Annotated in this window: 14 protein-coding genes; 12 read left to right on the top strand and 2 right to left on the bottom strand. The window is 65.9% G+C overall.

Annotated elements, in window-relative coordinates:
- Window positions 1–3: 3 nt before the first annotated feature.
- The 6 genes from FBY21_RS17345 (at window position 4) to FBY21_RS17320 (ending at window position 7,569) form a co-directional block, all read left to right on the top strand.
- Window positions 4–2,406 carry a PAS domain S-box protein gene (locus FBY21_RS17345; protein ID WP_142012537.1) on the top strand — a complete coding sequence of 801 codons (2,403 nt, stop codon included), beginning with the start codon at window positions 4–6 and terminating at the stop codon, window positions 2,404–2,406.
- Complete coding sequence (locus FBY21_RS17340) at window positions 2,403–3,032, top strand: response regulator transcription factor (protein ID WP_044405695.1); 630 nt, start codon at window positions 2,403–2,405, stop codon at window positions 3,030–3,032. Before FBY21_RS17345 ends, FBY21_RS17340 begins: the two co-directional genes overlap by 4 nt.
- A gap of 197 nt (window positions 3,033–3,229) precedes the next feature.
- Window positions 3,230–4,342, top strand: coding sequence for an ABC transporter ATP-binding protein (locus FBY21_RS17335; RefSeq protein WP_044405697.1), 1,113 nt, complete (start codon window positions 3,230–3,232; stop codon window positions 4,340–4,342).
- Between the two features lie 54 nt (window positions 4,343–4,396).
- Window positions 4,397–5,428 (top strand): ABC transporter substrate-binding protein, encoded by a 1,032-nt coding sequence (locus FBY21_RS17330; protein ID WP_044405698.1) that lies wholly within the window; start codon window positions 4,397–4,399, stop codon window positions 5,426–5,428.
- 69 nt (window positions 5,429–5,497) lie between these two features.
- Entirely contained in the window at window positions 5,498–6,730 is a 1,233-nt protein-coding gene (locus FBY21_RS17325) for an ABC transporter permease (RefSeq protein ID WP_074967494.1), read from the top strand.
- Window positions 6,731–6,741: 11 nt separating this feature from the next.
- Window positions 6,742–7,569: an ABC transporter permease gene (locus FBY21_RS17320; protein WP_044405701.1), complete on the top strand. Its 828-nt coding sequence runs from the start codon at window positions 6,742–6,744 to the stop codon at window positions 7,567–7,569.
- Between the two features lie 83 nt (window positions 7,570–7,652).
- Here the strand turns inward: FBY21_RS17320 and FBY21_RS17315 are convergent, their stop codons facing one another.
- Window positions 7,653–8,039, bottom strand: a complete 387-nt coding sequence (locus FBY21_RS17315; protein WP_044405703.1) for a hypothetical protein — start codon at window positions 8,037–8,039, stop codon at window positions 7,653–7,655.
- Between the two features lie 109 nt (window positions 8,040–8,148).
- On the opposite strand from FBY21_RS17315, the gene rpe reads away from it, so the two are divergent.
- The 6 genes from rpe (at window position 8,149) to trpC (ending at window position 13,726) form a co-directional block, all read left to right on the top strand.
- Entirely contained in the window at window positions 8,149–8,817 is a 669-nt protein-coding gene (rpe, locus tag FBY21_RS17310) for a ribulose-phosphate 3-epimerase (RefSeq protein WP_044405705.1), read from the top strand.
- Entirely contained in the window at window positions 8,817–9,659 is an 843-nt protein-coding gene (locus FBY21_RS17305; RefSeq protein WP_044405707.1) for a phosphoglycolate phosphatase, read from the top strand. Before rpe ends, FBY21_RS17305 begins: the two co-directional genes overlap by 1 nt.
- 91 nt (window positions 9,660–9,750) lie before the next feature.
- Window positions 9,751–11,238, top strand: a complete 1,488-nt coding sequence (gene trpE / locus FBY21_RS17300) for an anthranilate synthase component I (protein WP_142012535.1) — start codon at window positions 9,751–9,753, stop codon at window positions 11,236–11,238.
- Between the two features lie 10 nt (window positions 11,239–11,248).
- Complete coding sequence (locus FBY21_RS17295) at window positions 11,249–11,842, top strand: aminodeoxychorismate/anthranilate synthase component II (RefSeq protein WP_069562499.1); 594 nt, start codon at window positions 11,249–11,251, stop codon at window positions 11,840–11,842.
- Between the two features lies 1 nt (window position 11,843).
- Window positions 11,844–12,893: an anthranilate phosphoribosyltransferase gene (gene trpD / locus FBY21_RS17290; RefSeq protein ID WP_044405711.1), complete on the top strand. Its 1,050-nt coding sequence runs from the start codon at window positions 11,844–11,846 to the stop codon at window positions 12,891–12,893.
- Window positions 12,890–13,726, top strand: coding sequence for an indole-3-glycerol phosphate synthase TrpC (gene trpC / locus FBY21_RS17285; RefSeq protein ID WP_044405713.1), 837 nt, complete (start codon window positions 12,890–12,892; stop codon window positions 13,724–13,726). The genes trpD and trpC overlap by 4 nt, the downstream gene beginning before the upstream one ends.
- Window positions 13,727–13,779: 53 nt before the next feature.
- On the opposite strand, the gene crp is transcribed toward trpC, so the two are convergent.
- The gene (gene crp, locus FBY21_RS17280; protein ID WP_044405715.1) at window positions 13,780–14,424 is read right to left on the bottom strand and encodes a cAMP-activated global transcriptional regulator CRP; all 645 of its coding nucleotides are present in this window, start codon (window positions 14,422–14,424) and stop codon (window positions 13,780–13,782) included.
- Window positions 14,425–14,455: the final 31 nt, after the last annotated feature.

Genomic DNA, 14,455 nt, shown 5'->3' with positions numbered 1-14,455 from the left:
CGCATGATTCGCTCGTTGTGCCTGTCCATCCTGTTCGCCTGCCTGCTGCCGGGGCTGTCCCTGGCGCAGCCGTCGCCGAGCTTGTCCCTCGATGACGGCCAGCGCGCCTGGCTCGAAAATCACAATGAGCTGCGCGCCGGCATCGTGCTGCAAGCCCCCTATGCGCAACTGGACCGCCGCCTGCAGCAGCTGTCCGGCCTCAATGTCGAGTTGATGGAGCGCCTGGCCGCCGAACTCGGCGTGCACCTGGTCTGGCGCAGCTTCAATGAAATGGGCGAACTGGAGCACGCCCTGCGCAACGGGCAGGTGGACATCGCCCCCGGCCTGATCCAGACCCCCGCCGGCCTGCGCCTGTGGCTGTTCTCCGACCCCTACATGCGGGTGCCGCAGCTGATGGTGGGGGAGCGCGCCACCACCACCGGCGCGGTGGACATCGAACAGCTCGGCGCGAACGAACCGGTGGCGCTGCGCTCACCGAGCCCGGTGGCCGACTACCTGCGGGCCACCTATTCCGGCCTGGCGTTGCAGGCGGTGACCAGCGAACGCCAGGCGTTGCGCGCGGTGCTGGAACAGCAGGTGCGCTACGCCGTGATCGACGAGGCGCAGCTCAGCCGCCTGTCCCGCGAGCAGGAGTTCACCGGCCTGGCCGTGGTGGCGGACATCGGCTTCCCGCAGTTGCTGCGGGTCGCCACCCGGCGCGACTGGCCGGAGCTGTCGACCCTGGTGGATGTCGCCCTGCGGGCGATCCCGCCGAAGGACCTGGACCAGCTGCACGAGCACTGGCTGCAGGCGCGCTACCCCCGCGCCAGCGAGTCCCCGGGTTTCTGGCAGAACCTCTGCCTGCTGTTCGGCCTGTTGCTGGCCAGTGCGGGCGCCATCATCTATTGGTTGCGGCGGCAGCAGCGTGCGCTGGAGAAGCGCCTGCTGGAGGCTCGCCATGCGATCCAGCTGCGGGAGGCGGCGGAGGAAGCGCTGCGGCTGACGCAGTTCTCCATCGACCACAGCACCGTGGGCATCCTCTGGGTCAACTGGGACAGCCATGTGCGCTACGCCAACCGGGCAGTGGAGCAGATGCTCGGCTATGCGCCGGGCGCCCTGGTGGATCGTCCCCTGTCGGCCCTGCAGCCGAATCTCACGATGGACCGCTGGCTCAACCTCTGGCGCCGTGCGCGCAACAGCAATGAGAGCGCGCAGAACATCGAGACCCTGTGCCAGCGCGAGGATGGGCGCCTGGTGCCGATGGACGTATCGCTGAGCTTCCTGCGCTTCGGCACCTCCGAATACCTGGTGGTATTCCTCACCGACATCACCGAACGCCGCCGTGCCCACGAGGCGCTGGAGGAGAGCGAGGCGCGGCTCAAGGGCATCGCCTCCAACGTGCCCGGGCTGGTGTTCCGCCTGGAGCGGCCCAGTGGCAGCGCCCATGCGGCGTTCGCCTTCATCGGCGCCGGCAGCGAGGCGCTGGTGGGCTACAGCGCCGAGGAGTTGCTGAACACCGGGCGCGGCATTCGCGGGCTGGTCCACCCGGATGACGAGTCCGGCTACTGGGCCAGCCAGATGGCCGCCCTGGCGGAGGACCGCGACTGGCACTGGCAGGGCCGCATCCTCACCCGCGATGGTGAGCAGCGCTGGGCCGACATCAAGGCCAGCGCGCGGATCTTCGAGGATGGCCGCGCGGTGTGGGACGGCGTGGTCTGGGACATCACCGCCAACAAGCGCATCGAACTGGAGCTGGCCGCTTCGCGGGCGCAATTGCGCGACCTGTCGGCGCATCTGGAGAGCGTGCGGGAGGAAGAGAAGGCCCGTATCGCCCGCGAGGTGCATGACGAACTCGGCCAGGTGCTCACCGTGCTCAAGCTGGAAACCTCCATGTGCGAGCTGGCCTACGGTGGCAGCGATGCCGGCCTGGGCGAGCGCCTGAACAGCATGAAGCGCCTGATCGCCCAGCTCTTCCAGCTGGTGCGCGACGTGGCCACGGCGCTGCGCCCGCCGATCCTCGACGCTGGCATCGGCTCGGCCATCGAGTGGCAGGCCCGGCGCTTCGAGGCGCGCAGCGGCATCCCCTGCCTGGTGACGGTGCCCGAGGCGCCGCCGGCGCTGTCCGATGCCAAGGCCATCGGGCTGTTCCGCATCCTGCAGGAAGCACTGACCAACGTGCTGCGCCACGCCCGCGCGCAGAGTGTCGAGCTGGAGCTGGCCCCGGAAGGCGGCTGGCTGCGGCTTTCCATCAGCGACGACGGCATCGGCTTCGACCCCGATGCCTGCCGTCCGGGGGCATCGTTTGGCCTGGTGGGCATGCGTGAGCGCGTGCTGATGCTGGGCGGCAGCCTGTCCATCCACAGCCAGCCGGGCGAAGGCAGCACCCTGGAGGTGCGTATTCCCCTGGAGAAGGAGACGACCGCGTGATCCGAGTACTGGTGGCCGAAGACCACACCATCGTCCGCGAGGGCATCAAGCAGCTCATCGGCCTGGCCAAGGACCTCTGCGTGGCCGGCGAGGCGAGCAATGGCGAGCAACTGCTCGAAACCCTGCGGCACACGCCCTGCGAGGTGGTGCTGCTGGACATCTCCATGCCCGGGGTCAACGGCCTCGAGGCGATCCCGCGCATCCGCGCACTGAGCAACCCGCCGGCGGTGCTGGTGCTGTCCATGCACGACGAGGCGCAGATGGCCGCGCGAGCGCTGAAGATCGGCGCCGCCGGCTATGCCACCAAGGACAGTGACCCGGCGCTGTTGCTCACGGCGATCCGCAAGGTGGCGTCCGGCGGGCGCTACATCGACCCGGACCTGGCCGACCGCATGGTGTTCGAAGTCGGCCTGACCGATTCGCGGCCGCCCCACGCGCTGCTCTCGGAGCGGGAGTTCTCGGTATTCGAGCGCCTGGTGCGGGGCGAAGGGGTGAACGAGATCGCCCAGCACCTGGCCGTCAGCAGCAAGACGGTGAGTACCCACAAGGCCCGCCTGATGCAGAAGATGGCGGTGCATTCGGTGGCGGACCTGGTGAAGTACGCGGTGGAACACAAGCTGCTCTGAAGCGGCTTTTGCCGGGAAGGGAGGGGGCCGCTTCCGACCTGTGAATGCCCGATCTAATCGCTCAGGATTGTAGGGCGATCCCTACAAGCGATCCTCCGCGCCCCTTATAGCAAAGTCTCATAGCGCCCGATTTGCGTGGCCTGCCGGCTTCTCTAGTCTCTCGGCACGGCATAAACAAAAATCAAAAAGGTGCGGTGATGGCCTCGATTCCGGCGAACGATGTACTGGTCAGCTTCCGTGGCGTGCAGAAGAGCTACGACGGCGAATCCCTCATCGTCAAAGACCTCAACCTGGACATTCGCAAAGGCGAATTCCTGACCCTGCTGGGCCCCTCCGGCTCCGGCAAGACCACCAGCCTGATGATGCTCGCCGGGTTCGAGACCCCGACCAATGGCGAGATCCTCCTGGCTGGGCGCTCCATCAACAACGTGCCGCCGCACAAGCGCGACATCGGCATGGTGTTCCAGAACTACGCCCTGTTCCCGCACATGACGGTGGCCGAGAACCTGGCCTTCCCGCTCACCGTGCGCGGCATGAACAAGACCGACATCAGCGAGCGCGTGAAGCGTGCGCTGTCCATGGTCCAGCTCGACAGCTTCCGCAACCGCTACCCGGCCCAGCTCTCCGGCGGCCAGCAGCAGCGCGTGGCCCTGGCCCGTGCGCTGGTGTTCGAACCGCAGCTGGTGCTGATGGACGAGCCGCTGGGCGCGCTCGACAAGCAGCTGCGCGAGCACATGCAGATGGAGATCAAGCACATCCACCAGCGCCTGGGCGTGACCGTGGTGTACGTGACCCACGACCAGGGCGAAGCGCTGACCATGTCCGACCGCGTGGCCGTGTTCCACCAGGGCGAGATCCAGCAGATCGCCCCGCCGCGCGAGCTGTACGAGTTCCCCTGCAACACCTTCGTGGCCAACTTCATCGGCGAGAACAACCGCATCAACGGCCAGCTGCTCAGCCGTGACGGCGACCAGTGCGTGGTGGTGCTGCCGCGCGGCGAGAAGGTCCAGGCCCTGGCGGTCAAGGTCGGCCAGCCCGGTGAGCCGGTGACCTTGTCGGTGCGCCCCGAGCGCGTGCGCCTGAACAGTGCCAGCGAGTCCTGCGCCAACCGCTTCTCCGGCCGTGTGGAAGAGTTCATCTACCTGGGCGACCACGTGCGCATTCGCCTGGAGGTCTGCGGTCATTCCGATTTCTTCGTCAAGCAGCCCATTGCCGAGCTGGACCCGTCCCTGTCCGTCGGCGACGTGGTGCCGCTTGGCTGGCATGTGGAGCATGTCCGCGCGCTGGACCCGGTGGCGGTGGACGACTGACGCCCGCCCGAGGCTTAACCCCAACCCTGCACTTGCACTATGGAGAGAACAACAATGTCCAAATCCTTGAAGCTCACTGCCCTTGCGTTGGGGCTGGCATGCGCCGCACAGGCCATGGCAGCCGACCTGACCGTCGTGTCCTTCGGCGGCGCTAACAAGAATGCCCAGGTGAAGGCGTTCTACGAACCCTTCCAGGCATCCACCAGCAACAAGATCATCGCCGGCGAGTACAACGGCGAGATGGCCAAGGTGAAGGCCATGGTCGACACCGGCAGCGTGTCCTGGAACCTGGTGGAAGTGGAGTCCCCCGAGCTGGCCCGTGGTTGCGACGAGGGGCTGTTCGAGGAGCTGGACCCGGCCCAGTTCGGCAAGGCGGAAGACTTCGTCCCGGGGGCCATCCAGCCCTGCGGCGTCGGCTTCTTCGTCTGGTCCACCGTGCTGGCCTACAACGCCGACAAGCTGAAGACCGCCCCCACCGGCTGGGCCGATTTCTGGGACACCAGCAAGTTCCCGGGCAAGCGCGGCCTGCGCAAGGGTGCCAAGTACACCCTGGAATTCGCCCTGATGGCCGACGGCGTCGCGCCCAAGGACGTCTACACCGTGCTGGCCACCAAGGAAGGCCAGGACCGCGCCTTCAAGAAGCTGGACCAGATCAAGCCCAGCATCCAGTGGTGGGAAGCCGGCGCCCAGCCGCCGCAGTTCCTGGCCTCCGGTGACGTGGTCATGAGCTCCGCCTACAACGGCCGCATCGCTGCCGTGCAGAAGGAAAGCAACCTGAAGATCGTCTGGGCCGGTGGCATCTACGACTTCGACGCCTGGGCCATCCCGAAGGGGGCCAAGGACAAGGATGCTGCGCTGAAATTCATCGCCTTCTCGGTCAAGCCCGAGCAGCAGAAGATCTACTCCGAGAACATCGCCTACGGCCCGGCCAACACCCAGGCGGTGCCGCTGCTGGACAAGGCGCTGCTCAAGGACATGCCGACCACTCCGGAGAACATCAAGGACCAGGTCGCCATGAGCGTCACCTTCTGGGCTGACTACGGCGAGCAGCTGGAGCAGCGCTTCAACTCCTGGGCCGCCAAGTAACCGGCCACCCAGCACATCCCCTCCTCCTCGCGGGGGAGGGGAGTACCCAGAGATCCACCGGAGTTCGCCATGGCCACTGTCGTCACCGGCCCGACCCTGAAGCAGCGCCTTGCGCGTGCCGAACGGGTCAACCGCCTGAAGTCCCAGGCGCTGATCCTGCCCTTGCTGCTGTTCCTTCTGCTGACCTTCCTGGTGCCCATCGGCGCGCTGCTCTACAAGAGCGTGAGCAACCCCGAGGTGGTGTCTGCCCTGCCGCGTACCGTGGAAGCCATCGGCACCTGGGACGGCAAGGCCCTGCCCGCCGAGCCGGTCTACAAGGCCCTGGCCCTGGACCTGGCCGATGCGCGCAAGAACCAGACCATCGGTGACCTGTCCAAGCGCCTGAACATGGAGCTGGCCGGCTACCGCAGCCTGATGGCCAAGACCGCGCGTGCGCTGCCGTTCAAGAGCGAACCGGGCTCCTACAAGGACGCCATGGAAGGGCTCGACGAGCGCTGGGGCGACCCGGCCTACTGGCAGGCCATTCGCCGCAACGCCTCGAACCTGACCCCCTATTACCTGCTGGCGGCCGTCGACCACCGCATCGACGACCTCGGCGAGGTGGCCCCGGCCACGCCGGACCAGGCCATCTACCTGGACATCTTCGCCCGCACCTTCTGGATGGGCGCTGTGATCACCCTGATCTGCCTGGCGCTGGCCTACCCGCTGGCCTACCTGCTGGCGACGCTGCCGACGCGCAAGAGCAACCTGCTGATGATCCTGGTGCTGCTGCCGTTCTGGACCTCGATCCTGGTGCGCGTGGCGGCGTGGATCGTGCTGCTGCAATCCGGCGGCCTGATCAACGGCGCGCTGCTCAAGCTGGGCCTGATCGACCAGCCGCTGCAGCTGGTGTTCAACCGCACCGGCGTGTACGTGGCGATGGTGCACATCATGCTGCCGTTCATGATCCTGCCGATCTACAGCGTGATGAAGGGCATCTCCCCCAGCTACATGCGGGCGGCGATCTCCCTGGGCTGCCACCCGTTCGCCAGCTTCTGGCGGGTGTACTTCCCGCAGACCGTGGCCGGCGTGGGCGCGGGCTGCCTGCTGGTGTTCATCCTGTCCATCGGCTACTACATCACCCCCGCGCTGCTGGGCAGCCCGAACGACCAGATGGTGAGCTACTTCGTGGCCTTCTTCACCAACACCACCATCAACTGGGGCATGGCCACCGCCCTGGGCGGGATGCTGCTGCTGGCCACCATGGTGCTCTACGTCGTCTACAGCTGGCTGGTGGGCGCCGGCCGCCTGCGCCTGGGTTGAGGAGATAAGAAATGCTGAGTCCTTACATGTCCCCGGTCGAGCGCCTGTGGTTCTACACCCTGCGCATCCTCTGCGGCCTGGTGCTGCTGTTCCTGATCCTGCCGGTGCTGGTGATCGTGCCGTTGTCGTTCAACTCCGGCACCTTCCTGGTGTACCCGCTGCAGGGGTTCTCCCTGCGCTGGTACGCCGACTTCTTCAGCTCGGCCGAGTGGATGCGCTCGCTGACCAACAGCATGATCGTGGCGCCCGCCGCGACCCTGCTGGCGATGGTCTTCGGCACCCTGGCGTCCATCGGCCTGACCCGGGGCGAGTTCCGCGGCAAGGCGCTGGTGATGAGCCTGCTGATCTCGCCGATGGTGGTGCCGGTGGTGATCGTCGGTGTCGCCAGCTACCTGTTCTTCGCGCCGATGGGCCTGGGCAACAGCTACCTGTCGCTGATCATGGTCCACGCCGTGCTGGGTGTGCCCTTCGTGATCATCACCGTGTCGGCCACCTTGCAGGGCTTCAACCACAACCTGGTGCGTGCCGCCGCCAGCCTGGGTGCGCCGCCGCTGACCACGTTCTTCCGCGTCACCCTGCCGCTGATCGCGCCGGGTGTGATCTCCGGGGCGCTGTTCGCCTTCGCCACGTCCTTCGACGAGGTGGTGGTGACCCTGTTCCTCGCCGGCCCCGAGCAGGCGACCCTGCCCCGGCAGATGTTCAGCGGCATCCGCGAGAACCTCAGCCCCACCATCGCCGCGGCGGCAACCCTGCTGATCGGCTTCTCGGTGGTGCTGCTGCTGACCCTGGAGTGGCTGCGCGGCCGCAGCGAGAAGATGCGTACCTCCATGCCGGAGTGACTTCCATATAGGGTGGCCCCCTCGTTGTGCTCGTTCGCGACGAGGGCGTGGCTCTGCCTTCATGCGCGCTCCCTGGCGCGCATTCACTTCAGCCTGTCGCTGATGTGCCCCTCTTCGATGATCCACTCCGTATCCGGGATGCCGTGAGTGCCGTCCTCGGTCAGAAGAAAATGGCCGCTCGGGTGGATGGTGTAGTCATCGCCGCACGCTACCAAACGTGAAAGCGCCATCACCTGGGATCGGATGTAGGGAATGGCTGCCGTTCTGATCGGCGCACCAAAGAACACGAATCGAGAACCGTTGATCGCTTCGGGTTGAATCATCCAGCCGCCTCGATAAAGCGCTTTCTGATCGTCATTCAGCAGTCTCGCAACGTCTTCCCCTGTGGTCTCAATACACCCTGCGATTTCTTCAGTCGTGAGTGAGTAATCCAGTTCGATCCAGCCAGCCACCGTTGTATAGGCACCCATTCTTCGCTCCTCTGTCTGTCGCATTCAGGACTGAATGTCGCGATTGTCACCGGTGAAAAACGAATGCGGCTACAATCCGCGCCACCGTGATTCTGCACCGAGGTCTCTCATGCAACCCTTCGCCATCGCCCCGTCGATCCTGTCCGCCGATTTCGCACGCCTGGGCGAGGATGTGGACAAGGTGCTCGCTGCCGGCGCCGACATCGTCCACTTCGACGTGATGGACAACCACTACGTGCCCAACCTGACCATCGGCCCGATGGTGTGTTCGGCGCTGCGCAAGTACGGCGTCACCGCGCCCATCGACGTGCACCTGATGGTCTCCCCGGTGGACCGCATCATCGGCGACTTCATTGAAGCCGGCGCCACCTACATCACCTTCCACCCGGAAGCGACCCAGCACATCGACCGCTCCCTGCAGCTGATCCGCGACGGCGGCTGCAAGTCCGGCCTGGTGTTCAACCCGGCCACTCCGCTGGACAGCCTGAAGTACGTGATGGACAAGGTGGATATGATCCTCCTGATGAGCGTGAACCCCGGTTTCGGCGGGCAGAAGTTCATCCCCGGCACCCTGGACAAGCTGCGCGAAGCCCGTGCGCTGATCGAGGCCTCGGGCCGCGACATCCGCCTGGAGATCGACGGTGGGGTGAACGTGAAGAACATCCGCGAGATCGCCGCCGCAGGTGCCGACACCTTCGTCGCCGGCTCGGCCATCTTCAATGCGCCGGACTACGCCGAAGTCATCGCCGCCATGCGCGCCGAGCTGGCCCAGGCCTGATGAACGCGCTGCAACGGCTGTTCGACGGCCGCCTGCCGCGTCTGGTGATGTTCGACCTGGACGGCACCCTGATCGACTCGGTGCCGGACCTGGCCGCCGCGGTGGACCGCATGCTGGTCAGCCTCGGACGTCCGCCCGCCGGTGTCGAGCGCGTGCGCGACTGGGTCGGCAACGGTGCGCGGGTGCTGGTGCGCCGGGCCCTGGCCGGTGGCATCGACCACAGCGCCGTGCATGACGAGGACGCGGAGAAGGCCCTGGAGATCTTCCTGGAGGCCTATGCCGACAGCCATGCGCTGACCGAGGTCTACCCGGGCGTGGCGGAAACCCTGAAGTGGTTGCGCAAGCGCAAGATCGAGCTGGCGCTGATCACCAACAAGCCCGAGCGTTTCGTGGCGCCGTTGCTGGACCAGATGAAGCTGGGGCGCTACTTCCCGTTGATCATCGCCGGCGACACCCTGCCCCAGCAGAAGCCGGACCCGGCTGCGTTGCTGCATGTGATGCACATGACCGGCGTCAGTCGCAACGAGGCGCTGTTCATCGGTGACTCGCGCAACGACGTGCTGGCCGCCAAGGCGGCGGGGGTCAAGTGCGTGGCGCTGAGCTACGGCTACAACCACGGTCGGCCCATCGACGAGGAGGAGCCGGCACTGGTGGTGGACGACCTGCGCGAGCTGCTGCCTGGCGGTTGCGCCGCACACGGCGCTGCGCTAATGTCGCCCGACTCCCCAGATCATCTGCCTCATAGAAGAGATAGAAACGTGCTGGTTCCCTGCAAGCTCTGGCTCGAACGAGCCTCCATGCGAATCATCAAGGCCGTGGCCCGTTGGCGCTGGCGCGCCTGATTCCATTCTGGCCGGACCGGTCCGGCGCGCTTGCACACCGACGTCTTTTATCCAGGAGCCCACCCGGGCTCCTCGCCCCACGAGGCAGATCATGACCCGCGATGAATTCCTGCGTTTGGCCGCCCAAGGCTACAACCGTATCCCGCTCGCCTTCGAAACCCTGGCGGACTTCGACACCCCTCTTTCCCTCTACCTGAAGCTGGCCGATGCGCCGTACTCCTACCTGCTGGAGTCGGTCCAGGGCGGCGAGAAGTGGGGGCGCTACTCCATCATCGGCCTGGCCAGTCGCACCGTGCTGCGCGCCCATGGCGCGAAGGTCAGCGTCAGCGTCGATGACCAGGTGGTGGAGGCCGTGGACAGCGAAGACCCGCTGGCCTTCGTCGAGGCGTTCAAGGAGCGTTACCAGGTCGCGCCCATCGACGGCCTACCGCGTTTCAACGGTGGCCTGGTGGGCTACTTCGGCTACGACTGCGTGCGCTATGTCGAGAAACGCCTGGCCAACTGCCCGAACCCTGACCCCCTGGGCACGCCGGACATCCTGCTGATGGTGTCGGATGCGGTGATCGTGTTCGACAACCTGGCGGGCAAGCTGCACGCCATCGTGCTGGTGGACCCGAGCCAGCCAGACGCTTTCGAGCAGGGCCAGGCCCGCCTCGATGCGCTGCGGCAGACACTCCGCCAGCCGGTGGTGCCGCGCCTGGGTGTCGACCCGAGCCTGCCGGTGGAGTTGCAGAGCGACTTCCGCTCCAGCTTCACCCGCGAGGACTACGAGCGGGCAGTGGGCGAGATCAAGGAATACATCCTGGCGGGCGACTGCATGCAGGTGGTGATCTCCCAGCGCATGTCGGTGCCCTTCGAGGCCGCGCCGATCGACCTCTACCGGGCGCTGCGCTGCTTCAACCCGACGCCCTACATGTACTTCTTCAACTTCGGCGACTTCCATGTGGTGGGCAGTTCGCCGGAGGTGCTGGTGCGGGTCGAGGATGGCCTGGTCACCGTGCGCCCCATTGCCGGCACCCGTCCCCGTGGCGCCACCGAGGAGGCCGACCGGGCTTTGGAAGAGGACCTGCTGTCCGACGCCAAGGAGCTGGCCGAGCACCTGATGCTGATCGACCTGGGCCGCAATGACGTGGGGCGCGTGTCCGCCACCGGTTCGGTGAAGGTCACCGAGAAGATGGTGATCGAGCGCTACTCCAACGTGATGCACATCGTCTCCAACGTCACCGGCCAGCTGAAGGACGGCGTCTCCGCGATGGATGCGCTGCGGGCGATCCTGCCGGCGGGCACCCTGTCGGGTGCGCCGAAGATCCGTGCAATGGAGATCATCGACCAGCTCGAGCCGGTCAAGCGTGGCGTCTACGGCGGTGCCGTGGGTTACCTGGCCTGGAACGGCAACATGGACACCGCCATCGCGATCCGCACGGCGGTCATCAAGGATGGGCAACTGCACGTGCAGGCTGGCGCCGGCATCGTTGCCGACTCGGTCCCCGCACTGGAATGGGAGGAGACGCTGAACAAGCGCCGCGCCATGTTCCGTGCCGTGGCGCTCGCCGAGCAGACCACCAAGACCGACGCCTGAGGACACTGCCATGTTGCTGATGATCGATAACTACGACTCCTTTACCTACAACGTGGTGCAGTACCTGGGCGAGCTGGGTGCCGATGTCCATGTGATCCGCAATGACGAGCTGAGCATCGCTCAGATCGAGGCGCTCAAGCCCGAGCGCATCGTCGTCTCCCCGGGCCCGTGCACCCCTACCGAGGCGGGCGTGTCGCTGGAGGCCATCCTGCATTTCGCCGGCAAGCTGCCGATCCTGGGCGTGTGCCTGGGCCACCAGAGCATCGGCCAGGCCTTCGGCGGCGATGTGGTGCGGGCGCGCCAGGCGATGCACGGCAAGACCAGCCCGGTCTTCCACCATGACCAGGGCGTGTTCCAGGGCCTGAACAATCCGCTCACGGTGACCCGCTACCACTCGCTGGTGGTCAAGCGCGAAACCCTGCCGGAGTGCCTGGAGGTGACCGCCTGGACCCAGCACGAAGACGGTTCGGTGGACGAGATCATGGGGCTGCGCCACAAGACCCTGAACATCGAGGGTGTGCAGTTCCATCCGGAGTCCATACTCACCGAGCAGGGGCACGAGCTGTTCGCCAACTTCCTCAAGCAACAGGGCGGGGTACGCTGACATGGACATCAAGGAAGCCCTCGGCCGCGTGGTCAACCAACTGGACCTGACCACCGAGGAAATGCAGGCGGTGATGCGCCAGATCATGACCGGGCAGTGCACCGACGCGCAGATCGGTGCCTTCCTGATGGGCATGCGCATGAAGAGCGAGACCATCGACGAGATCGTCGGGGCCGTGTCGGTGATGCGTGAGCTGGCCAGCCGTGTGGAACTGTCGAGCCTGGATCGCGTGGTGGACGTGGTCGGCACCGGCGGCGATGGCGCCAATATCTTCAACGTGTCTTCGGCGGCGACCTTCGTGGTCGCGGCGGCAGGGGGCAAGGTGGCCAAGCACGGCAACCGCGCGGTGTCCGGCAAGACCGGCAGCGCCGACGTGCTGGAGGCCGCCGGCATCTACCTGGACCTGAAGCCCGAACAGGTGGCCCGCTGCATCGAGCATGTAGGCGTCGGCTTCATGTTCGCCCAGGTCCACCACAAGGCGATGAAGTACGCCGCCGGCCCGCGCCGCGAGTTGGGGCTGCGCACGCTGTTCAACATGCTCGGCCCGCTTACGAATCCGGCCGGGGTGAAGCACCAGGTGGTGGGGGTGTTCAGCCAGGCGCTGTGCCGGCCGCTGGCCGAGGTGCTCAAGCGCCTGGGCAGCCAGCACATCCTGGTGGTGCATTCCAAGGACGGGCTGGACGAACTGAGCCTGGCGGCGCCGACCCATGTGGCCGAGCTGAAGGACGGTGTTGTCACCGAATACCAGGTGCAGCCGGAGGACTTCGGCATCAAGAGCCAGAGCCTGATCGGCCTGACTGTGGACAGCCCGCAGCAGTCCCTTGAACTGATCCGCGATGCCCTGGGGCGTCGCAAGACCGAGAACGGCCAGAAGGCCGCAGAGATGATCGTGCTCAACGCTGGCGCCGCGCTTTATGCGGCGGACCATGCGAGCACCTTCAAAGAGGGTGTGCAGTTGGCCCACGATGCCCTGCACACCGGCCTTGCCCGCGAGAAGCTGGAGGAGCTGGCCTCCTTCACCGCGGTGTTCCGAGTGGAGAACGAAGCGTGAGCGTCCCGACCGTCCTAGAAAAGATCCTCGCCCGCAAGGCCGAGGAAGTCGCCGAGCGGCGTGCCCGCACGTCGCTGAGCCAACTGGAAGCGCTGGCCCGTTCGGCCGACGCACCGCGCGGGTTCGCCCGGGCCTTGCAGGACAAGGTGGCGCGGCGCGAGCCAGCGGTCATTGCCGAGGTGAAGAAGGCGTCCCCGAGCAAGGGCGTCATCCGCGAGAATTTCGTGCCCGCGCAGATCGCCCGCAGCTACCAGGACGGTGGCGCCACCTGCCTGTCGGTGCTCACCGATGTGGATTTCTTCCTGGGTGCCGACGAGTACCTGAAGGAAGCCCGGGCGGCCTGCTCGCTGCCGGTGATCCGCAAGGACTTCCTCATCGACCCCTATCAGGTCGTCGAGGCCCGTGCGTTGGGGGCCGATTGCGTCCTGCTGATCGCTGCGGCGTTGTCCGACCTGCAGATGGCGGAGCTGGCTGCCACGGCGAAGGACGTGGGGCTGGATGTGCTGGTGGAAGTGCACGATGGCGATGAGCTGGAGCGGGCACTGAAGACCCTGGATACGCCGCTGGTGGGCATCAACAACCGCAACCTGCACACCTTTGACGTGAGCCTTGAGACCACCCTGGACCTGCTGCCGCGCATACCGCGCGACCGCATCGTCGTCACCGAGAGTGGGATTCTCAACCGGGCGGATGTCGAGCTGATGGAAGTCAGCGAGGTCTATGCCTTCCTCGTGGGCGAGGCGTTCATGCGTGCCGAGGAGCCCGGGACCGAATTGCGTCGGCTGTTCTTCCCGGAGCGTGGGCGGGTCAAGCTGAGCGCCGACCCGAACTGATCGATGTGCACATGGAAAAGCCGGCGTCCTGCCGGCTTTTTCATATGCGCGTCTCAGCGGGTCCCGAAGACCACCATGGTCTTGCCCTTGACGTGCACCAGGCCCTGTTCCTCCAGGCTCTTGAGCACGCGGCCGACCATCTCGCGGGAGCAGCCGACGATGCGGCCGATTTCCTGACGGGTGATCTTGATCTGCATGCCGTCCGGGTGAGTCATGGCATCGGGCTGCTTGCACAGGTCCAGCAGGGTGCGAGCGACACGGCCGGTCACGTCGAGGAAGGCCAGGTCACCCACCTTGCGGGTGGTGTTGCGCAGGCGGTCAGCCATCTGGCTGCCCAGGGCGTAGAGGATTTCCGGGTCCTGTTGCGTCAGTTCGCGGAACTTGGCGTAGCTGAGCTCGGCTACTTCGCACTCGGTCTTGGCGCGGACCCAGGCGCTGCGCTCTTTCTCGGCGCCTTCCTTTTCGAACAGGCCCATCTCGCCGAAGAAGTCCCCGGCATTGAGGTAGGCGATGATCATTTCACGGCCGTCGTCGTCCTCGATCAGGATGGTGACGGAGCCCTTGATGATGAAGAAGAGCGTTTCACAGCGGTCGCCCGCATAGATGATGGTGCTCTTGGCGGTGTAACGGCGGCGGTGACAATGCGCGAGAAGCTTGTCGAGGTTCTTGATCTTTGGAGTGAGGGTAATAGCTACCATGCCCGAGTCCCGAAATATAAATAGATAAGCC

Source organism: Pseudomonas sp. SLBN-26 (assembly GCF_006715895.1).
Classification (GTDB): domain Bacteria; phylum Pseudomonadota; class Gammaproteobacteria; order Pseudomonadales; family Pseudomonadaceae; genus Metapseudomonas; species Metapseudomonas otitidis.
This window is presented reverse-complemented; position numbering and strand designations above follow the sequence as displayed.

Bases quoted from the DNA above. Each gene is read 5' to 3' on its own strand.
- FBY21_RS17345 (WP_142012537.1), top strand. From the start codon at position 4: ATGATTCGCTCGTTGTGCCTGTCCATCCTGTTCGCCTGCCTGCTGCCG.
- FBY21_RS17335 (WP_044405697.1), top strand. From the start codon at position 3,230: ATGGCCTCGATTCCGGCGAACGATGTACTGGTCAGCTTCCGTGGCGTG.
- FBY21_RS17330 (WP_044405698.1), top strand. From the start codon at position 4,397: ATGTCCAAATCCTTGAAGCTCACTGCCCTTGCGTTGGGGCTGGCATGC.
- FBY21_RS17325 (WP_074967494.1), top strand. From the start codon at position 5,498: ATGGCCACTGTCGTCACCGGCCCGACCCTGAAGCAGCGCCTTGCGCGT.
- FBY21_RS17320 (WP_044405701.1), top strand. From the start codon at position 6,742: ATGCTGAGTCCTTACATGTCCCCGGTCGAGCGCCTGTGGTTCTACACC.
- FBY21_RS17315 (WP_044405703.1), bottom strand. From the start codon at position 8,039: ATGGGTGCCTATACAACGGTGGCTGGCTGGATCGAACTGGATTACTCA.
- rpe (WP_044405705.1), top strand. From the start codon at position 8,149: ATGCAACCCTTCGCCATCGCCCCGTCGATCCTGTCCGCCGATTTCGCA.
- FBY21_RS17305 (WP_044405707.1), top strand. From the start codon at position 8,817: ATGAACGCGCTGCAACGGCTGTTCGACGGCCGCCTGCCGCGTCTGGTG.
- trpE (WP_142012535.1), top strand. From the start codon at position 9,751: ATGACCCGCGATGAATTCCTGCGTTTGGCCGCCCAAGGCTACAACCGT.
- FBY21_RS17295 (WP_069562499.1), top strand. From the start codon at position 11,249: ATGTTGCTGATGATCGATAACTACGACTCCTTTACCTACAACGTGGTG.
- trpD (WP_044405711.1), top strand. From the start codon at position 11,844: ATGGACATCAAGGAAGCCCTCGGCCGCGTGGTCAACCAACTGGACCTG.
- crp (WP_044405715.1), bottom strand. From the start codon at position 14,424: ATGGTAGCTATTACCCTCACTCCAAAGATCAAGAACCTCGACAAGCTT.